The sequence below is a fragment of the Staphylococcus sp. GDY8P57P genome (assembly GCF_017892585.1).
Taxonomy (GTDB): domain Bacteria; phylum Bacillota; class Bacilli; order Staphylococcales; family Staphylococcaceae; genus Staphylococcus; species Staphylococcus borealis.
In genome coordinates this window covers 32936-55187 of the sequence record NZ_JAESLK010000038.1, presented here as the reverse complement: position 1 = coordinate 55187, position 22252 = coordinate 32936, and the positions used below count along the sequence as shown (strand labels likewise).

Annotated in this window: 17 protein-coding genes; 3 read left to right on the top strand and 14 right to left on the bottom strand. The window is 33.3% G+C overall.

The features are described from left to right. Positions 1-87 precede the first annotated feature (87 nt). The 3 genes from KA878_RS11585 to KA878_RS11575 all read right to left on the bottom strand — a co-directional run bounded on the left by KA878_RS11585 (position 88) and on the right by KA878_RS11575 (position 4441). Entirely contained in the window at positions 88-942 is an 855-nt protein-coding gene (locus KA878_RS11585; RefSeq protein ID WP_193838679.1) for a GIY-YIG nuclease family protein, read from the bottom strand. Between the two features lie 151 nt (positions 943-1093). Then, entirely contained in the window at positions 1094-3010 is a 1917-nt protein-coding gene (thrS, locus tag KA878_RS11580; RefSeq protein WP_193839932.1) for a threonine--tRNA ligase, read from the bottom strand. 378 nt (positions 3011-3388) lie between these two features. Next, positions 3389-4441 (bottom strand): PTS sugar transporter subunit IIC, encoded by a 1053-nt coding sequence (locus KA878_RS11575; protein WP_053030192.1) that lies wholly within the window; start codon positions 4439-4441, stop codon positions 3389-3391. A 301-nt stretch (positions 4442-4742) separates the two neighbouring features. Between KA878_RS11575 and KA878_RS11570 the strand changes: the two genes are divergently transcribed. Beyond that, a complete protein-coding gene (locus tag KA878_RS11570) occupies positions 4743-5966 on the top strand; it encodes an ArgE/DapE family deacylase (RefSeq protein ID WP_193838678.1) in 1224 nt (407 codons plus the stop codon). 307 nt (positions 5967-6273) lie between these two features. On the opposite strand, the gene KA878_RS11565 is transcribed toward KA878_RS11570, so the two are convergent. The 4 genes from KA878_RS11565 to KA878_RS11550 form a co-directional block, all read right to left on the bottom strand. After that, on the bottom strand, positions 6274-7626 hold the full coding sequence (locus tag KA878_RS11565) for a trypsin-like peptidase domain-containing protein (protein ID WP_398577050.1): 1353 nt from the start codon (positions 7624-7626) through the stop codon (positions 6274-6276). Between the two features lie 290 nt (positions 7627-7916). Then, positions 7917-9122, bottom strand: a complete 1206-nt coding sequence (locus tag KA878_RS11560) for an MFS transporter (protein ID WP_193838677.1) — start codon at positions 9120-9122, stop codon at positions 7917-7919. A gap of 282 nt (positions 9123-9404) precedes the next feature. After that, positions 9405-9959, bottom strand: coding sequence for a TetR/AcrR family transcriptional regulator (locus KA878_RS11555; RefSeq protein ID WP_193838676.1), 555 nt, complete (start codon positions 9957-9959; stop codon positions 9405-9407). A 159-nt stretch (positions 9960-10118) separates the two neighbouring features. After that, entirely contained in the window at positions 10119-11108 is a 990-nt protein-coding gene (locus KA878_RS11550) for a metal ABC transporter solute-binding protein, Zn/Mn family (protein WP_193839901.1), read from the bottom strand. Positions 11109-11385: 277 nt separating this feature from the next. Here KA878_RS11550 and KA878_RS11545 point away from each other — a divergent pair, with 277 nt between their 5' ends. Beyond that, the gene (locus tag KA878_RS11545; RefSeq protein ID WP_193839900.1) at positions 11386-12264 is read left to right on the top strand and encodes a CobW family GTP-binding protein; all 879 of its coding nucleotides are present in this window, start codon (positions 11386-11388) and stop codon (positions 12262-12264) included. A 67-nt stretch (positions 12265-12331) separates the two neighbouring features. On the opposite strand, the gene KA878_RS11540 is transcribed toward KA878_RS11545, so the two are convergent. From KA878_RS11540 to KA878_RS11510, 7 genes are all read right to left on the bottom strand, one after another. Next, a complete protein-coding gene (locus tag KA878_RS11540; protein WP_193839899.1) occupies positions 12332-12859 on the bottom strand; it encodes a DUF3267 domain-containing protein in 528 nt (175 codons plus the stop codon). A gap of 86 nt (positions 12860-12945) precedes the next feature. Then, the gene (locus KA878_RS11535) at positions 12946-14985 is read right to left on the bottom strand and encodes an Ig-like domain-containing protein (protein ID WP_193839898.1); all 2040 of its coding nucleotides are present in this window, start codon (positions 14983-14985) and stop codon (positions 12946-12948) included. Positions 14986-15014: 29 nt separating this feature from the next. Next, positions 15015-16067, bottom strand: coding sequence for a zinc ribbon domain-containing protein (locus tag KA878_RS11530; protein WP_193839897.1), 1053 nt, complete (start codon positions 16065-16067; stop codon positions 15015-15017). Between the two features lie 6 nt (positions 16068-16073). Then, positions 16074-17387, bottom strand: a complete 1314-nt coding sequence (locus tag KA878_RS11525) for a PrsW family glutamic-type intramembrane protease (RefSeq protein ID WP_193839896.1) — start codon at positions 17385-17387, stop codon at positions 16074-16076. Between the two features lie 517 nt (positions 17388-17904). Then, on the bottom strand, positions 17905-18945 hold the full coding sequence (mcrC, locus tag KA878_RS11520) for a 5-methylcytosine-specific restriction endonuclease system specificity protein McrC (RefSeq protein WP_193839895.1): 1041 nt from the start codon (positions 18943-18945) through the stop codon (positions 17905-17907). Beyond that, on the bottom strand, positions 18945-20639 hold the full coding sequence (locus KA878_RS11515; RefSeq protein ID WP_193839930.1) for an AAA family ATPase: 1695 nt from the start codon (positions 20637-20639) through the stop codon (positions 18945-18947). Before KA878_RS11515 ends, mcrC begins: the two co-directional genes overlap by 1 nt. A gap of 52 nt (positions 20640-20691) precedes the next feature. Beyond that, on the bottom strand, positions 20692-21495 hold the full coding sequence (locus KA878_RS11510; RefSeq protein ID WP_193839894.1) for a Cof-type HAD-IIB family hydrolase: 804 nt from the start codon (positions 21493-21495) through the stop codon (positions 20692-20694). Positions 21496-21637: 142 nt separating this feature from the next. On the opposite strand from KA878_RS11510, the gene KA878_RS11505 reads away from it, so the two are divergent. Further along, positions 21638-22129, top strand: coding sequence for a peptide-methionine (S)-S-oxide reductase (locus KA878_RS11505; protein WP_193839893.1), 492 nt, complete (start codon positions 21638-21640; stop codon positions 22127-22129). The last annotated feature ends 123 nt before the right edge of the window (positions 22130-22252 follow it).

The following is a 22252-nucleotide window of genomic DNA, read 5'->3' as shown; positions in this document are numbered from 1 at the left end:
AGACTTCAATGTTTCAATGGATTTCATATACAAACGCCTTGTTTGATTTGTTATAAATTTCACAAACAATCAATTTAATCTCTAAAATCAATTATGATTCATACCATGCTTTTTGGTATCCAATACTGTTTTCCAATAATTCTCTCTTTCAATTATTGTATTGGACTTTGTCTTTGTATCAAATATTTCTAGGATAGCGTATTGAAAGTGCTGAATAATATATTCTCTACCCTTTTCATTTAAAATAGTTAGAAATTCTTTATTGCCACCGGTTAAATTATTTAAATGTGCATAGTTCGACCATCGTTGCCAAATTCCATCAGTATTGCCTGACGCTGATCCAATATAGAGTTGTCCCGTTTCTAAATCAGTAATAACATAAACGCCTTTAACATGACTTAATGCATCTTTCCAACTTGGTTCATTTCTATCTATAATCTGTTGTAATTCTTTATGCTTTAAACAAACGTGTTGATACCCTTTAAAATGTCCTAATTTAACATTTGGTGCTATTTCATAAACTTCTGGATTTAATTGTTCCTGTACAGTTGAATAGCGACGATTATATACATCTCTACCGATAGGTTTTTGTATTTTAATAATGAGCCTTTTTCGATATTCTTTATAATCATCAAGTAATGTTAGTTTGTACCCAACTTGGTTAAATACTTCTGGATTGATCTTTTCAACCTTATAAATACCACCAAAAACGAAATATTCTGGCCCATATGGATAATATTGAGCTAGGGCTATTAAGTAGTCTGCCGTATTGAGGTTATTGTTATTTTGTTTCGTTTTCCATGCATTCATAACTATCCAATCTTCACTATCTTCTAACAAAAAGTCCCATGCACGCTTATTAATATCTCCAGCATTCATATTGAATTTAATTTTAGTTTTACTTACATTTGGTGTCTGTATAAAATCTGTTAGCTTAATCATCTTTATAACCCTTAATCATTTAGTATTTTTATTATTTTAATACATTATATAATTATTCTACAATTTTAATATTTTATATTGAATAGTAAATAATAAAAAACCTATCAGAGATATGCACTCTGATAGGCTTGGTTGAGTTCAGATTATATCATTAAACTAATAAGGCTTTGCTTTCAATTTCATGTTTTAGTTTTTCAACGAATGTTTGAATATCCATTGTTTCGTTATCGTGATGTGCGTACTTTCTTGATGACACAGTTTGATGTTGTTGTTCATCGTCACCTAATACTAATGTGTATGGAATTTTATTCATTTGGCTTTCTCTAATTTTCTTGCCTAACTTTTCATCTCGGTCGTCTATAGCGACGCGAATATTCTCGTTTCTTAATGTGTCTGCAACTTTACGGACGTAGTCATCATTATTATCTGATACGCCGATTAAATTCACTTGTACAGGTGCCATCCATAATGGGAAGGCACCTTTGAAGTGTTCTATCAAGATACCGAAGAAGCGGTCTAAAGAGCCGAAGACTGCTCTGTGTAATACCACTGGACGTGCTTTCTCATTCTGTTCATTGATATAAGTTAAATCAAACTTTTCTGGCATTTGGAAGTCTAATTGTACTGTTGCACATTGGTGACTACGATTTAATGCATCTTTAATATGTACGTCAATTTTAGGACCATAGAAGGCACCATCGCCTTCATTAATTGAATATGCCAAACCAAGGTCATCCAACACATGTGCCAATGACTGTTCCGCTTCATTCCACAAATCAATTTCACCTAGATAATCGTCTGGTCGTGTTGATAGTTCAATACTATAGTCAAAGCCAAAGACTGAATAGATATAGTCAATTAACTTCAGAATTTCTTGTACTTCTGATTTGATTTGAGATTTCATAATAAAGATATGCGCATCATCTTGGCAGAACGTTCTCACGCGTAGTAAACCATTCAACGCACCACTAAATTCATGACGATGTACTTGACCGAATTCAGCAATTCGAAGCGGTAAGTCTTTATAAGATCTTAATTCATTTTTGAAAATTAACATATGTCCCGGGCAATTCATTGGTTTCAATGCATAATCATTTTCATCTACTTTAGTGAAGTACATGTTTTCATGATAATGATCCCAGTGTCCTGACTCTTCCCATAGTCGTTTATTCATCATTAACGGTGTTCTTACTTCATCGTAATCATGTTTCAATTGCACTTCTCTTAAGAAACTTTCCATTTGATTTCGAATAAATTGACCATTTGAAAGATAGAATGGCATACCTGGTGCTTCTTCAGAGAACATAAATAATTTTAATTGTTTTCCTAAACGTCTATGATTGCGTTCATCTGCTTCTCTTAAAAACTCAAAATAGTCATCAAGTTGATCTTTAGAACTAAATGCTACACCGTAAATACGTTGCAACATTTTGTTGTCACTATCGCCACGCCAGTATGCACCAGACACTTTTGTTAACTTGAAATGATTTACAAATTTCGTACTTGGTACATGTGGACCAACACATAAATCTATAAATTCTCCTTGTTGATACAGTGAAAGCTGATCATCTTTATGTTCTTCAATCAATTCCAACTTATAAGGATTATCTTTAAAAATGTTTTTAGCTTCTGCATAACTTAAATCTTGTCGTTCAAATTTTAAATTTTCACTATGAATTTTCTTCATTTCTTTTTCAATTTTATTTAAGTCTGCTTCACTAATCGATTCATCTAAATCAATATCATAGTAAAAGCCATTTTCAATGACAGGACCAATTGTTAATTTTACGTCAGGATATAAACGAGTAAGTGCTTGTGCTAAGACATGTGCCGCAGAATGGCGCATCACATTTAAACCTTCTTGATCTTTAAGAGTGTAGAATGTGAGTTCACTATCCGCTTGGAGAGGATGGGTCAAATCAACTAAACGGTCATTCACACGGCAAACGACCGCTTCTTTATATAAAGATTGGCTAATAGATTGGGCTACCTCTTTAGCTAGAACACCTGCTTGATACGCTTTTTTACTTCCATCTGGCATCTGGAAATTGAATATGAATTTGTTGATTAGACATGATACATCTCTCCTTAAACATTTATATAAAATAAAAAACCCGTCCCTATAAAAGGGACGAGTCTTGAATACCCGTGGTTCCACCCAACATTCCATCTCATTCAAGAGATGGCACTTTAGTCATACTTTAACGCGTATGAAACGTTACATGTTTCCATGTAATGTATATAAAGGTAGTAAACTTTATTTTAAATTTAGGAATATCTCAGCACTTATTCCCTCTCTGTGAATTGACCATAAAGTTCTTGTCCTTAAATTCAATATTAATTTTTAATCATCATATACCTATCTTAAATGTTAGTCAAATACGTATCAAAATATTAAATTACCTACATGAGTTATCTTTTTGACAATTTATGTTTAATATTTGGCTTAAACTTTATATTTAAAGATATTAGGATCATAGAGTTTTAATACTTTTGTAAATAAATAATGGAAAAACAGTGCCGAAATTAACGGCACAATGATGTACGTAATGGCGATAATCAATAAGCCACTCGTTGTACCCATATCTAATAAATTTAATGATTTAATAGGTCCTACAAGACCAATCAATCCGAAACCTGCTGAATCTGGCGTACCTTTAATATTTAACAAGCCACCAACAAAACCTGAAACACCTGCTGTACAAATAATTGGTACCATCATCATTGGATGGCGAATCAGCGTCGGCATCATTAATTTCACTGCGCCAAGTAATACTGTAATCGGAACACCTGGTTTATTCACACGCCAGCTACCAACTGCAAGCATTATTGCACTTGCTGAAACACCCACTGCAGCCGAACCAGCGGCTAATCCTGAGATTCCAATTGCCAAACCTATACCGATAGATGATATCGGAGAGACGATTAAGATAGAGAATATCATTGCAATCAATACCGTCATGATAATAGGTTGTGTATTCGTTAAACCATTGATAACATCTCCTAATCCTAATGTAATCAATTTAGTATATGGCAAGATTAATAATCCAAGTAATCCAGCCACCGCACCACCAACGATAGGCAACACAATCATATTTAAACTACCCAGTTTATTGCCAATTAATAAAATAATGCCTACCGCAATGGAAGCAGTAATCATCGTATTAATTAAATCACCTATGCCAACAATGACCCACTTGTTATCTACAAATGTCGATGCACCAGACCCCACAAAAGCAGCTGCCCCTGTTACGGCGGTTTGTAATTGTGTTAAGCCAAATTGTGCCGCAATCAATATACCTGTCAAAATTGGAATTGAATATTGAATACCTTGCGTTACAAAGGCGATTTTCGTAAATATATCATTATACTGACCTAAGTATTTGCTTAACTCCCCTAAAATTGCGTTTGGAATCATACCTACTACAATTGCTAAAGCAACACCATTTAATACATTAAATATAAATGTTCTAGGTGTTATCATTTCTCTCTCACCCATAATTCTTATCCCTCATAAAACTTTCTCTTTTTCAAATTTTAATCTTGATTTTAAAGTATCGAACAAATAAATCAATCACATTATTTTAAATCATATAAAAATAAATATGTAACATTCATCATTTGTTCACAACTTCGATAGTATATTACATTAACTATTACGAATGTAACCCTTTTTTGATAACTATATCATTTAACATGCAATTTTATAAAATATATTAGGATGAATATTCATTATTATGTTTATAAATTACACTTTATGTATACATAATACTAATATTAAATTTAAGGTTGGGATACATATGTGGACTTTTAAAGAAGAAGATAAAATTGAGTTACTAGCAGATATTATTGAAATTCAGTCAGAAAATGATCACGAAATAGACGTTTGTCGTTATTTACAAAACGTATTAGCACGCTACGAAATACCATCTAAAATATTAAAAGTGAGCGAGACGAGAGCAAATTTAGTCGCTGAAATCGGTAGTGGTTCTCCGATATTAGCAATGAGTGGTCATATGGATGTTGTTGATGCCGGAAATCATGAGAAATGGACTTACCCACCATTTGAACTCACTGAACAAGACGGCAAATTATATGGACGTGGTACAACAGATATGAAAGGCGCCTTGATGGGAATGGTGATTACACTGATTGAATTAAAAATGTCTGACGCGCTACCAAAGGGAACCATCCGTTTGCTGGCGACGACTGGAGAGGAAAAAGAACAGGCAGGTGCCAAATTATTTGCGAAAGCAGGGTATTTAGATGATCTTGATGGCTTAATCATCGGGGAACCAACAGATAACGGTGTCTTCTATGCACATAAAGGTTCTATGGCATGTAAAGTGACGGCCACAGGTGTCGCTGCCCACAGTTCAATGCCATTTCTAGGAGACAACGCAATTAACACACTTGTACAATTTATCAATCAGTTAAATTCAAAGTATGCGGATATTAAACAACATGACCTGCAACATGCGTTGGATGTCGCACCTATGGTAAATAAATTTATGAAAGGCACATTAAGTGAGGAAGCGGAAAATTTTGCATCTGGCTTTACCATGCTCGGTTCAGTTATTAAAGGTGGTAAACAATTCAACTCTGTACCTGAAGAGGCCTCAATTGAATACAATGTACGGCCTGTACCTGAGTATAATAATGACTTTGTTAAAACATTATTCCAGCAAACGATTGACGAAGTAAATCGCGATGCATTGTCATTTGAAGTTGTAAGTGACCATCGTCCTGTAACAAGTGATAAAGACAACACCTTAATCAAAGTGATTACAGACGTTGCACCACATTATGTGAATAAGGATGATGTATTTGTCGCAGCATTTATAGGTACTACGGATGCATCTAGTCTTCTAGGTGATAATCCAAATAATGTAGATCTTGCAATTGTCGGTCCAGGAATTACAATTATGGCCCATCAAGTCGATGAATATATTGAAAAAGAGATGTACCTTAAATACATCGATATCTACAAAGAGGTAGCCGTGAAGTATTTGGCTAAAAAGTAATTTAATATTTAACATGCGACGTAGTATAGGCATTGATCATATGACAATCAGTGTCTATACTACGTCATTTTAGTGATGCATTTAAGTAAAATCCAATGTTGAGGTTAGGCTTACCTGTTAGTGACCGCAGTCTACCTTCCTTGTAATGGACGACACTTTTTCATTAAAACATCCCTAAAACAGTCATATTCGTTTGAACCACAACTCTCCTTTATGCTATGACGCATAACTTCAAGTAACTATAAAAAGAGCAGGATATTGACTAGCTTTAACTTCTGTCATCCCGCTCATTGTCGCAATCAGATTGTTACACAATATTATCCATAATTTCTTTGCGTAATTTGCCTCTGATTTCTGCCATCGTATTTAAATTGTATTTTTTATAATCACCTGAGTTTAATCGGAAAGCATGAATACCAATCACTTCATTCTTACTATTCAAGACTGCCCCACCAGAAGAGCCTGGTTCTGCCATCATTTGATAATAGCCAATCGGGTTCACATTACGTGCAGTCATCGTGTATTTCCCTTTTGAATGATACATTGTGCCGGCAGGATCATTTTTATATTTACCAGTCGGCTTACCATAGTGGTACATGTGAATAGGTGTGTTTGCTTTCATAGATTTAATCGAATTTTCTGATGCAACCTTTCTTATCTTCATATACTTTGAAATATCTTCATACGTATACACTAGAGAAACATCACCATATTGCAGCATTTGAACACCAAAGACTTCAAGTGTACGCACAATTTTAGATCCCTCTTGTAATATGTTGATACGCATATTTTGTGGTTGTGACGGTGTTAAAGGTTTATGCGCACTTTGATCATTAACAACATGATTCGCAGTTAGAATCGTATGCTTTCCAATTGCTGTACCAGTGCCATATGTTAATTGTTTTGCGGTTGGGTTCCAGTTATATACCGTTGCGATATTGGCATCTTTCGCTTTAGCGTGCTCAATGGTTACGCCTTTGTTGCCCGATTTCTTCATTATTTTTAAAGCGTCGTCAATACCGGATTCTTTCGTCGTTTGGCCGAAGTCGCGTACATTATCACCACCAGGCACATTAGATGGCCAACGCTTAGGCGCTTGATTATAGTAATTCTTTTTCGCCGTTGATGATGCTTTTTTAGACGCTTTGACTGTTGTTTGCGCACTTGGTTTCGCAGTTTTAGTCTTACTTACAACTGCCACATTCGTAATTGGTTTACTTTTCGTTTTGGTAGTTTGTGCTAATAACTGTGGCTTCGCAGATTGTGTACGCGTTACTTTTGATGCATTTTGTGGTTTTGTATTTGTTGAGACAACTTTTTTGTTAACCTTAGTTGGTTGATTTTGTTTTGAAACGTTTTGCGATGAAATTTGTGCTGTCGTACGATGCATTACCACATGTGATTGTTTAGAAGGTACTTTAGTCACTTGATTGCGATTAATTACCTTAGGCTGTGTTTGCACTTTAGCTTGAGTCGTTGCAACGTTACCTTTAGCCCCTTTGACTGGGTTGTGCTGTTGAGATGTTGGTTGAACACTTAAATCCTTACTTTTAGTAGATGCATATGCATCATTTAATTGAAACAGAAAAGATAATACCACTGTCATTAGGATGACAATTAATATGTGTGAATATTTCTTTAATGCTACCCCTTTGTTCACTATACTCGTCCCTGCTTTCTTCAAGTATCAAATTAATTAACTTTTATTTTAACTTATTATATAACTTATTTGACTCGCACCACAATATTAATAATTAAAGTGTTTTAATTTTTAATAAATATTAAATTTATATAAATAGAATTGTTTTCTTTTGAATGAACAACAATTTATTCCTATTTATAAACAATATAAGGAGCGGGACACGACACGCTTCGAATACATTAACACCATAACATGGATGTATAGCCATTTCTATGTTCTTCTTACTAAAGGGAGGTAAGACTTACCGCTTAGTCTTCAATATTCAGCACATCTTTATTTTTAAGTTGTACTTTCGTATAGTCCTCAGATTCATCTACTTTCATAGGTTTTACATTGACTTTTGGATAAATAAATAACGGAATCATACCAATCAAACCATAAATAAGAAATGTCATAGTATAGTTAAATTGATCTATTAAAGAACCAGCCACTACAGAACCTAATACTTGTCCTACTGCTAACATTAAGAACGGAATGCCGATGCCTAGGGAGGCATTTTTCAAGAAGACTTTAACGCCCCAAACTAATAGCACACCTGTTATAAATATATAACTTGCTCCAAATAAAGATGAAGCGATAAATGGAATCATCCATAAATGATATGTGAATGCTAATACAATGGAGGCAAGAGATAGAAAGATGACACCAATCATGTAAGCAGAACGTAAACCATAACGATCAATCATAGCACCAGACATGCCACCTACCATACCGAAGACACCAATTAAAATCCAAAACACAGAGAGACTAACATTGGAATATGTACCAATACTCTCTACGAAGGACTTAGAAAATGTCCAAAATGGCGCTGTTGAAAATCCCAATACTGTTGAGGCAACAATAATCTTTTTACTCGTACTGACGTCTCTAATGTTGAAAGACCCTGTTTCGATCTTCAATTCTTTGTTTAATGATGGAATCGCATAATAGTTCCAAATAATGACAATAATCGCAATAACACTATATATTAAATAGGTCATTCTCCAATTTAAAAACGGGAGCATCGCAGTTACACCAGTAAACATGAGACCTAAACTTGTCCCTGAATTAATCCACGTATTTGCTTTACCTTGCTCATGCCATTTGACCCATAGTGAAATCGCGTAGCCATATGGTGGTGAAACTAAACCTGTACTTCCCCCGGCGAATATAACTGCGATTGCAAGTAACAATGCCGCATGAGACACACTAATTAACATGAGACCTATTAAGACCGATAACCCTGCAAATAAAATCATAAGTTTCGGTCCAACGCGGTCTGTTTTTAAAGTAGCATAAATAATTGTGAAGCAATATGCTAAATAAAACAGCGATGAGATGAGCCCCGCTTGTGTCGCGTTTAAGTTTAAATCATTTGAAATACTCGGTAAAAATAAACCAAAACTAAAGCGCCCAAGTCCATAGCTTGTTGCAATCATCGCGATACCTGGTAAGACAATTTTAGAAAACTTCATTGTTCAACCTCCCTTTTATATAGAACGTTCATTATACTTTTATCGTTTAAAAGACGAGTCTGGGACAAAAATCGATATCTCAAGCTCCAAATATATGTTGACAGTAGTTGACGTAATTAAAAATGCGCTTGTAACAAGCTTCTTTTAATTTGGTCAACCTTGCCGGCAGGGCCCAAGCAAAGAAAATTTCATCAAGAAATTCTACAAGCTAGGAGCGGGATATCGAAATAAATTTTAGAAAAAATAATACTTTTGTCCCACACTCGATGTATTGTTGCAGATTTACTCTGCGACAGCTTCCTCTATAAATAACTGTGCGATATATAAGGCATGACTAGATGCTTCTTCAACACCGATAAGTGTCGTCATTGACGTCGCTCCTTCCATAAGCAACGTATATCGACTCGCAAGATCATGCGCATTCTTCAATCCACTACTGATCGCTAGTTGTTCTAAATATTCTAATAATCGCTTTTTATGTCCTCTTGCGATTTCTTCAATGTTATTATCTGTATCTGCATAATCTTCTATCGCACGTAGAAATAAATCACCCATATACGAGTAATCTTTCAACCATTTACAATGTGCTTTGACCGCACTAATAAAGGGTTGCTCTGGATGATTACTTACATAACTATCTAAATACTGCCAATAGCGTTCTTCACGCTGTTTTAATACTTCTTCAACAAGATGCTCTTTTGATTCGAAATGATTATATAAAGTCATCGTTGCCACGTTGGCTTCCTGTATAATTTGCTTTAAACCTACACCATTGAATCCATATTCATAAAACAGTCGCTCGGCAACTTCTAATAAATCTTTTTTCTTCTTCGACATCATTATCACTCATTTAAAAATAGAATAGTCGTTCTACTTTAAAGTATCAGAGATATTTTCTTCTGTCAAAAGAAGTTTTCTAATTTATTTAAAAAGACCTCATGACGCTTGTCATGAGATCTATACACGAAGGTCTGTCACCTTATTTTTTAAATCATATTATTCATTTTTAAGGGCTTTTTCAATTGCTTTAACGTTCTCTTTCATAAATGATTGATACGTATTTTTGTCGTCATCTTGTTGTTTCGTATGTGAGCCCATATTGTAGAATTTGATTGTTTTTGCATCTGTTTCTTTTCTCACTGTCTCTGCAACTTTGTTCGATACATTTTCTTCAGCTAAGATATATTTGACTTTATCTTCTTTAATTTGTTTAACAATGTTTGTTAAATCTTTTTGGCTAGGTTCTTCAGCATTCATATTTTGAATACCTTCTTGTTTGAAATTGTATCTATCTGCTAAGTAACCGATAGAATCATGTGAGATATAAACTGTTTTACCTTCATTACCTTTAACTGCTTGTTTCATATCTTTATCGATGCCTTTTAAGTCTTTAACTAATTTTTTATAGTTATCTTCATAGTAATCTTTATGTTCACTATCTTTCTTAACTAATTCATCTTTAATTTCTTTAGCAAATTTTTGGCTAATGACAGGATCTAACCAAATATGTGGGTCATATTTACCATGGTGATGATGTTCGTGCTCTTCGCCATGATCATGGTCATGTTCTTCACCATGTTCATGCTCATGTTCATGTTCTTCACCTTTTAATAAGTCACTATTTTTGTCTAATGCTGCTTCTAAAGATAATGTTTTATCTTTGTCATTAATTGCTTTGGCAATTTTCTTAGCTACAGGATCTAAATTGTCACCTGTGTATACGAATAAATCTGATTTGCCGATATCAACCATTTGTTTTTGACTTGGGTCATATGTATGTGGGTCTACTCCGTTTGGATAAACTGATTCAACATCAACATATTTACCACCGATTTGTTGTGCAAATGATTTTAATGGATAAACTGTCGTCTTAACTTCTAATTTACCTTTATGATCAGATGACTTTTCACTATCGCCTTTGCCACATGCTGCAAGTGATAACGTTAAAACAGCCACGAATAATAAAATAATACTCTTCTTAAACATGTACACATCTCCTAAATCAAAATCGTTACGTTTTATTATTCACATTAAATAGTGTAATTGTCAATGCTAATTTTTAAAATCTTAAAACTCTGACAATAGAAATAGATTTAATCTATCTTTATCTATACATTTTATTTTGAAAATGATTATATGTTTCGATATACTTTTTAAATAGTAATCATTACGATTTAAAAACTTGAATCTATTTCCTGTATCATAATCGTTATTTAAAATCATGAATGACATCACTCGTCTCATTCATAGTTAGGAGTTTATTATGGAGATTATTATTGTTGGGGGTTTCTTAGGCAGTGGCAAGACAACGACATTAAATCATCTGATTACAGACGCCTTGGATCATAACTTAAAAACCGCATTAATTATAAATGAATTCGGAAAAATGAGCGTCGATAGTCAACTCATCCATCCCGCTATCCCTATAAGCGAAATTGTGGAAGGCTGCATTTGCTGCGCTATGAAGTCCGACGTATCTCAACAACTACACGAATTATATTTAGCACATCAACCAGATCTAGTATTCATTGAATGCAGTGGTGTGGCAGAACCATTGGCTGTTGTCGATGCCTGTTTGACACCTGTCTTAGCACCAATCACTACAATAAGAAGCATGCTTGGTATTATTGATGCGAATCTATATGCGCAATTGGAAACATACCCTAGAGATATTCAAGCGTTATTCTATGAACAGTTAAGTCATTGTTCTACATTATTTGTGAATAAGATTGATATCGCTGATGTCGAACAGATTGCTCGTCTATTAAGACACCTGGAGGTTATTAATGGAGAGGCAAATATACAAGTAGGACAATGGGGAGAATTATCTTTAAATACATTGTTAAACGTGAAACATTTAGATGTTAAACAAAGTGGTTCACTACATCACGCAATCAATCATCAGTTAATAGAACCACCTCTCTCACAAACGAAAGCAGCGTTAATTGAAAGATTAACCCAACTCCCACAACAAGTTTACCGTGTGAAAGGATTTGTTCGTTTTACAGATCATGAATTGATACATCTAGTTCAGTATGCTGAAGGAGAAATGGAATTAACACCCGTTCAATTTAAATCAGACGTCCCTTTATATTTGGTAGTCATTGGCAAGCAGTTAGATGATATAGCGTTGGTATTATAAAACTAAAAGCACCCAACAGGTCATTTAATGTTGGATGCTTTTAAAAAATTTATTAATCATATCTTAATTATGAATGGATAATAATGCCTTTATCCGTTGTTTCAATGGTTGCGTCTTTCGGAGCTTTAATCATTTTCCAAACCCAATAGAAATCACCAGCGCAACATCCTGCATGAAATGTGGCAAAGAAGAAAAAGAGCCCCCGTGGAAACCACCCTAAAAATAACGTCACTATAAATAGCGTTGTAATAATGACAAACGGTGCAATACTACTAATTAAAAATGTGAGCGGTGTAAACGTCCCACCTGGTATCGCACAATAAATCATACCGCTAGCTGCCCCAAAGTAGACTTTATTCTTAGGTGAAAATAGTTTGAAACATACGCCGTGAATACACTCATGAATAACAAACATTAGTACAATAAGAATAATCACGAATAATGCGTTAACTAATACAGAATCAAAAAATTTAGGTGCATTCGAAAACTTCATAATAATATAAAAAATGATACCAAAAACGACAAAGCTAATATAAGAATATATAGCTAGCTTATTCGCCAATTTTTTATCTTCTAACAAATTAATTTCTTCCAAAGATAGCGCCCCTTTTGAAAGTTTTGTTATTACAATCGTAATATGATTTCGTGAAGTTCACAATGCATCATTGTTTCATTTTTAATTTATTTTACTTTTAACTTTAAAGAAGCACTCTTATTATTCGCTTTATCTTTAGCATACATAACGAGTGTTGTTCCTTTTTTCTGTGGTCTTATATTAATCGTATATGTTCCCTTAGCATTAACTGTCGCGCTCCCCAATTTGGTAGAGCCTTTATAAATATAAATGATTGACCCTTTTTCTCCTTTGCCAGAAATCGTTCTTGGCGCTATCTTGCTGACTGTTGGCTTTTTAGGTGCTGTCTTATCTAACACTGTTATTGTTATGATTTTACTTTTATTTTTATATTTATTAACTGTGTAAAGTTGAATTTTGCTATTCGCCAATTGTTTAGGTATTTTCATAAAATATTTGCCATCTACTACTGGCGCTTGCCCTATCTTTTTACCATTCACATAAGCATACATCGTCATTCCTGAAGTGGCTTTGCCTCTTATTTCCGTTGAAAAGTCTGCAACAGGATCTGCTGAAAATGATTGTACATTCTCTGTTCTTTCAACTTTAAATTGACCATTTAGTTCGTTGTTAGCGAACACAGGATTATATCTCATTTCATTACCATATTTATCAGCAGCTAATATTTGATCTATGTTCACAACACCTGTCTTAATATAATCCGGAAGTTTAAACTGGAATTTAACTTGCCAGTTACCATTGTCCAGTAGCGTCAATGTTCTTGTAGAATGTGTAAACTGCATTGGAATATATTGGTGAGTTCCTCTTTTGTAACCATATAGTTCAACTGTAGACATATCCGCACTTGCAAACATCAAATCACTTGCCTCTTCAATCTCAGCCGTAAGCGTCACAATGTCATTAGGATTATACACTTTCTTATCTAAGTTAATGTTCACCACTTTCGGATTATCATAGTCTGCTTTACGTGTTGATGAAGCATCAAATGCTGAACCATCATAACCACCTAATGGATCTGCTGTACTATCATTGATTACTTTAATTACAATATTATTGAAGTTACTTTTAGAGTTACTAGCATAATTATCATTCCAACAATTGATATCTAAATCAAATGCCTCATCCACCATTTTATCTGGTAATTTAATTTCGATTAATGATTCCCAGTTGCCATTGGGTTTCTTGTAGAATCGAGTTGTACGTCCTATGTAAGCTGTTCTATCAAAATAATAAGGCGGATCCATTCCATTCCAACCACCTAATCGATGAGAAAAAAGTTTAGCTTCATTGTAGATTGGTTTAACAAAATCTTTATTATGTTCCGTATATATTCTTACTGTTTCGCCTGGTTTATACGTTACTTTATCTGTTTCAATTCCTAATATACCTTGATACGTAGTATCGTCATCATCATATTTGTAAGTGCTATTTCCCTCTATGTAACTCATTCGTTCATCATTATATTTTTTAATTCTTCTAATTTCTTTTTCTTGATCACTTGTAGCATTAGATGAAACTGTATATTTTCTATTCACTTTAATTTGTGGTGTCGTCGCTTTTGGTGCACTAGTGTTGTGAAGTGTTTTGTTCGAATGACTACTATATTTAACTGATGTGTTTACATGTTTAGTACTATTTGATGTGCTATGTGTTTGTTCTTGCCTAACTGCTTTTTGGTCATTTATTTCCTTAGTGGGTGCAATTGATACCTTTGTTGATTGTGTATGACTCGTACTTCTTTGAATATTTGACGTGTTAGTTTGTGGTGCGTCACTTTTAGGAATGATTGATTGTTTCAAAGTCGCTGCGTCTGACTGAGTGAATGATTTATTTTGCGTTTGTTGTGCAGTGTTTACATTGGTATATGCTTGTTGCTTATTTTTAACATTATTTAGACTGCCAGTAGTCTTATTAACGTTATTTTGAACCTTACCATTCAATTGATTTTGTTGAACGGTTTCTGTTGGCGTCGCTTGTTGATTGTTTATTTTACGCTCAGCCGCAAAAGCTTTCTGCTGATTATCACCTAGAGTATGTGTAAGTATGCCTACCGCAATCATGCCTTGGCAAGCAATGATTGTCTTAATTGTCGTTTTGACTAATCGTTTTTGAATATTTTCTTTCATCTACCTATCCCCTTAATTTTTATATTGTCCTAATAATCCCATTCTTCGCCATGCCATTCAGAGGTGCTGCCATCACTTTTTTCTACGATGATTGCACGATGGGCTTTATCTTCATTTTCTTTACCATAATTAACTCTATAACTGAATTCACCTTCATCGACTGAGTGTATCCAATCACTACCATCTAACACATCATTCGCAATGGTTCTTGCTTCACTTGTACTTGATACTTCATCACTATCGCTGTCATCTGAATTATTACTTGGTAATTGATCGACATTCTCTATAGCTAATACCATGCCATCTTTAATTGTTACTAAGACACTAAAATCATTATCTTTGTAAGTATCATAAATGAGCGTATTGCCTTCTCTATCGTCAGGTTCACCGTAATGTTCAATGTAGTCGTCTTCCGTTATATTACTTGGTGTGATAATGACTTGGCTCACATCATCGTGTTCATCATATAAAACAGCTATATCTCCATACTTTTCATATGTACTACCTTGTAAATAGACTGTGCCATTCGATTGTCCGTATTTCGTTTCAACACCTGAGCGACTCATACCGTTGTATATTTCTGCATAGCCGTCTTTAGAAGGTGCTTTCGTATAGGCTTGGTCAAATGTATCACTAAAAATATCAATTTGAGCGCCGTGAGCATTATCATCTGACGTATTTGAACTTTGACTTTGTGTTGTATCATTAGAACTGTTATGACCTGTAAATTGATGATAAGCAAAATAAAGCCCATATACGAGTAAACCTAAAATAACGACTGCAAGTATGGCTAATAACACGCTTCCAAACCCAGAACGCTTACGTTGGCTATTATCTTGATAATGATATGCGTATTGATCATTTACTTCTCTATTTCTGGCAATTCTATTGTGATGACTGTATTGGTTATTTGGTTGATGGCTATGTTGATTATTTTGTTGATGACTTGATTGATTGTCATGTTGGTTGTTCGGTTGATCACTTTGTTGATTGCTTTGAGCATCATGTAGCTTAGTCCCACAGTTATTACAAAATGATTGATTGTCATTGATTTTGTGTCCACAATTTGTACAGTATCTCATTTAGCACTATCTTCCTTCCATTTCTAGATAATCATTTTGAATTTGGTTTACTTGATTAAGCCCAGATTTCATTAATATGAACACAAAAATCCATGCAATAATGATTAGGAAAATCATTTTCAAATTACTACTACCTAAAACTGTTATATCAGTATCCCAAATACAATGGAGAATTACAGATACAAAAAAGAAAAATAGAAAACGTTTATCTAAAATATTAGCCCAGGTAAAATGACGCGCATCTTTAACAATAACTGCTGCCGCACCAATGATAGCCGCCCATACTAAATGTCCACCAATTGCTGACCAACCTCTTAAAATAGTAATATCCATAATTTCAGTTAAATCTGGTGTACCAGTACTCAAAATCCCATAATTCAAGATATATCCTGCTGTTTCAAATACAGCAAAACCTGCGCCTATAGAAGCACCAATCAATAGACCATTTAGTATCTTGTTTGTTTTAAGATAGTTAATAAATAAGATAACTATAATGGCTTTACCAAGTTCTTCAACTAATCCTATTAAGAACGCGTCAGTAATCGTCATGATCCCATAAGTTTCTAATTCATCACTAAAAGAGACAAAATGATATAAAATGATCGTACTTAGTAGCGAGAACACGCCACCTATGAAAAACATTTTCAGCACTTCAAAGAAACTAATATTCTGAAACGCATTAGATTCATAGAAAAATATCAGACCTGAAATAGGAACAATGAGTGCACCTATAAAAATCAATCCAGGTAACGCATTCGTATTCGCAAATGTATTAACTAAAATTAATAAGATCATAAAAGTGATACCTAAAGCTAAAAACACACGTGAAAAGACCCATGGCTTAGCCCATTCTTGTGATACATCTTTAATGTGTGGTGTCGTATTTCTCGTACCAGCAATAAAAATGTCATCAGATTCATGCTTAGCATGAGATTTGAATACTTCTGAAAACATATCTTTTAAATTTAAACGCAACACTTCTTCATTACCAGCGATTCTACCAATTGATTTCGTTGTATTATTAAATAAATTCTTTGCCTCATATGCTAAATTCATATTTTCTGTCATTTCGACTTGTTGATTGTTATGAATATAAGCCCCTTGCATTGTATGATTATCTGTATTTGTTAAATCATAGCCACAATTAGTACAGAACTTGTCACTCTCATCTACCATTTGATGACAAGTAGGACACGTTAAAGGCGTTGAGATGCCCTCTTGATCCATGGCTTTCAAATTATCAGTCATTAAATCATGACCACAATGCTGGCAGAATTTATCATCACGATTAACATTACCACCACAAGCTAAACATTCCATTTAGTTGTACTCCTTATTTTTAATTATTATTAATACAAATATTTTAATTTATTTTTCGTTAAAATACTATTTAATTTTAAAGAATTTTTAAGGATTTATAATATATAATTAATAGGCGTTGCTATATTGAAATAATATTTAATTACAGTATCCAAAGATTTAATTTAAAGGTGAAATCAACTTATTAATTTCAAAATACGGGGTATTATATGCAAAAAAAATTATTAGCATATTAATTATTGCAATTCTATCTGTCACTCTAATCAAGCGAGTTGCATAAGGAATTGGATATAATCCAAGTCGACGTCGGTGGACCAGGTATATCAGCAGCTCATGAGGGTATTGATAATGATGGCGAAGATGTAGAATAATAATCGTTAAAAAAGCGAATGTGCTACTACGCGCACATTCGCTTTCTAATTTTTTAAATTTGTTCAATACTATTAAATATTCAATTGTCTACTAGATAGAAATTGGATATACACTAACTCCTACCACTAGCATTTCATCGTCTTATTTATTTTTTAATCAATATCTCTTTAACAATTTCATTCAACTGACGTGAGATATTAGCAAAATCACTATTTAAATCTAGGGTTCTCACATGTATATTATTGCCACTCATACAAAATGAATTATTTAAAATATATCCCTCATCTGTTCCAGCATACAACAACATGCCCGAAACTTTTGTACCTTCATCTTTTAAATATAATTCTTGATTTTTCACATATGTAAATATTTGATATAAATTCGCTGAATGTATCTTTCGTGTATCATAGTAGTTGCTCAACTGATTCTTATAATACTTTGCATCAATGATTAGACATTTGTTTTTATAGCTAATCATAATATCACTTTTCATAATAGGTAGTAAATTCAAATTCTCATTATGATCTAATGCCCACGGTATATGTGAAGCTGTAACAGTCAGCTGAGGAAACTCTTTTTTATAATATTCAAGTATAAATTTTTCATATAAACGAGCCATTTGTTGTTCATCTTCGAAAGTCATCAGTTGCTTATTACCTTCACTTTCTGACTGAATTACACCTTGATGAATTAAATAGCTTATAGAAATTAACATTTTATAAGTATGATTATTACGATTGAATGGAAGTTGCCATTGAATCATACTAGGGTTTAATATATCAACACCACTAAAATGAATTAATAAATTGCGTATCTCTTTCTTATGTTTCTTAGAAATATCAGTCTTTATTAATATTTGCATAGTTGTCTTTAAAATCTTGTTCATATATGTATTCATTGAAAATTCATCATAAGTACAATTAATACGTTGATTTAAAATGTCTAAGTTACGAATTGAATTTGTGACATTTACTTTCCCTCTGATAACTTTCAAAGTATCATCATGCTCAACGTATTCATGGTGGAGTCCACTCTTTAATTGACTTGATACTCCCTTAATAAGTATTGCTGAATATAAATCTAGTATATTTTCAAACTGCTCTGTAGCTAATTTTTGGTAACCCTTTTTGTTTAGTATAGTGAACGCATAAGAAAGCATATAATAAACATTTTTAATATTAATCATTATTTTATTGCATTCCTTAATTTTTCAGACCAAAAATCAACTTTCGAAGGTTCATCAAACCAATATTCATCTAATAATGGTATAATTTCATATTCTACGATATTAGACAGTTCCAACTTAGTTACAGAATTCATATTACTAAAATAACTGTGACCTATTACGAACCCTTTACCTAGCATATCATCTTGAGTAATTTCATTATTTAAATCTTCAATACACTGGATAAGCAATTCAAATTCGATATTATTCATTGCTTTAAGATAATTCTTAAATTTAATTGTATTAAAAGCTGGTTGCATATTATAAAAAGCAAAACGTCTACGTAGTGCATAATCTAAGATAGCCAAACTTCGATCTGCTGTATTCATCATTCCTATAATATAAATATTGCTTGGCACTGAAAATGGCTCATCTTTGTAAAGCAATCTCATTTCTTCGTCTCTTTTATCATTTTCAATCAACATAAATAATTCACCGAAAATTTTACTTAAATTACCACGGTTAATTTCATCGATAATAAAGAAGTAAGCATTCTCACGATCACTTTCCGCCTTCTTACAAAAGTCATAGAAAGCGCCAGTAGTCAGTTCGAACCCTGCACCATTGGGTCTATATCCCATAATAAAATCTTCATACGAATAGCTCTGGTGAAATTGAACAAGTTTAATACGTTCTTCTTTCTTACTACCTATAATTGAATACGCAAGACGCTTCGCTGCAAATGTCTTCCCAACACCTGGAGGCCCTTGAAGTATTACGTTTTTCTTTCTTTGAAGAAGTTGTACTAATCTATCATAGTTTGATTCATTAATAAAAACTTCATTCAAGAACTCTTGTTTGCCATAAATTACGTCATCCACTTCTTGTTTAGTATCTTTAGATAGCTTTCCATATTTAGTATCTTCTTTTTCTTTTATAACAGATTGAATTTTTTTTATCTTACCTTTATTTACTTCTTCAGAATAGCGCCAAGCTTCATGACTTAAATCTACAAAATTATCTATATTTGTTTCACCACTATTTAAGATTACTTTTAACATGTCTATTAAGTCTATATAATGTTCTCCTGTTAATTTTCCTTTAGGTTTTAGTTGCGCTTTAATTAATTCTTTAGGTAGTTTATATGTATCAAAAATATACCAAATAGAACGTGAATCAAAGTTTGCATATGTATCTGGATTAATCCAATATAAACCACTTGTTAACTTACTATTTCCAATACCCGGTTGATTGATTATCTCATTAAAATATATAATAAATTTTCTTTGATTATCTTCGGAACGATTTTTTGCGTAATTTAAAGCAGCTATAAATAACTCCCATAAAGTATCAATGTCTTTATCATTACGATATCCTTTGAAATTATAATATGTTGCGTTCAAATTATTAACTGTGGGAATGCTATCAAAACTTGTAGGCACTTTAGATTTAATATCAAAATATGAAGCAAATTCTGTAAGTATTTTCGTTTTATTAACATCCCTCATCGAAGCCTTATTAAATAAAGCAAATATAGTAAAAGGATCAATATCAATTAATATATTATCACTTTCTAAAGTAGGTAAGTTTATACCTGTTGTTTTATAGACATTGTTAATTATCTCAATTAATTCATTACGCTTATCTTGATAATAAACTAACTTTTCGGCTAGTTCATGGTAAAAATCAACCCAAGTTTTATCGATTGTTTCAATCACTATAAATCCTCCAATTCATTTTATAAATATTATATCATCGCATTAATAATTACTTTTCATCACTTCCAAGCAATGTATTCAGCGTTTCTATCACGCCGTCTCTATCATTATTAATAGCAATCAAATTAGCATTACGTTTTAGTTCTGGATAAGCATTGTCCATTGCAACTTTATATCGTGCATTTTCAAATAAGGGGATATCGTTTAGGCCATCGCCAAATACAATGGTTTCTTCGCTACTGATATTTAATAATTGTTGTAGAAAGCGAATCGTTTTTCCTTTATCGACATCTTTGTGTGTAATGTCTATCCAATTCTCCTCTGCAGCAACGATATAGAGATCATTCTCATATTTGTTTAAACCTTTAACATGTTCAAAGCACTGACCTTGTATGTCAAAAATCGTAATTTTCAGCATATCTTGATCTATCGTATTTAAGTCTTCCACAAAAGTTACTTTCTCATATGAACCTAGAACCATGTGTCTCTCTTTTTCGGAAATATGATTTTCCGCATAAGCCATACCTTCAGTACAAACAATCATTACTAAATGCTCATCAATGTGCTTAATGCGCTTGATTAACTGTAGGCCAAGTTGATTACTAAATGGCTTCGCATAAATGTTCATGTCATTGATTTTAATTCGAGATGCGCTATCCCCAATGATAAACACATCTTGCGTCAAATCTCCCACAATCGCATCCACGCGTTCATTTTGCTTTCCCGTGCAAAAAGCAAAGCGAATACCCTTATTCTTTAATTCCGATAGTAAACTTTGAAACTTCTCACGATTGAAAGTACTCTCTGAATTTAAAAACGTCCCATCCATATCAGTAACGACTAGCTGAAACATTGTAATCCCCCATTTATTTACTATATTTCCCTAAAATATCAACATGCTTTTGACGCAATCATACCCCTTCTGATTTGAATAAACAAATCTAATTCGTTATCATTTTAAATGAGAAGAATTATCAATTAAAGGAGTGGAACTTATGGAAACCGTTTATTTAGCTGGAGGTTGTTTATACGGCGTAGAGGCATATATTCGCACACTTCCTGGCGTTATCAATACGACTAGTGGAAGAGCAAACGGCATTACGAATACTTTAGACGGAGAATACGATGGTTACGTAGAAGCTGTTAAAACAGAATTTGATTCTGACAAAGTATCAGTTACTGACTTAATGGGTTATCTATTCGAAATCATAGATCCTTACAGCGTTCATCAACAAGGTCAAGATATTGGTTTAAAATATAGAACTGGTTTATATAGTGAAGATCCTAAACACCTTAAAGAAGCACAAGCCTTTATTGATGCTATAGAAGATCATCATCTTATAGCGACCGAAGTCTTACCGCTCACTAATTACGTTAAAAGTGCTGAAATGCATCAAAATCGATTAGAACGTTACCCTGACGATTACTGTCACCTACCTAAAAGTTTAGTATATAAATATAAAAATACTGAAAGTAAATCATTGTAGGTGTCGTAAACTCAAATTATCCATCACATATACAAATGAGTCCGCGACAAAAATAATATAATGAAGTTATTTTGCAAATTCGCAGTAGCTGACTGAACTGAGAAGGCGCTTAAATCAAGCTTT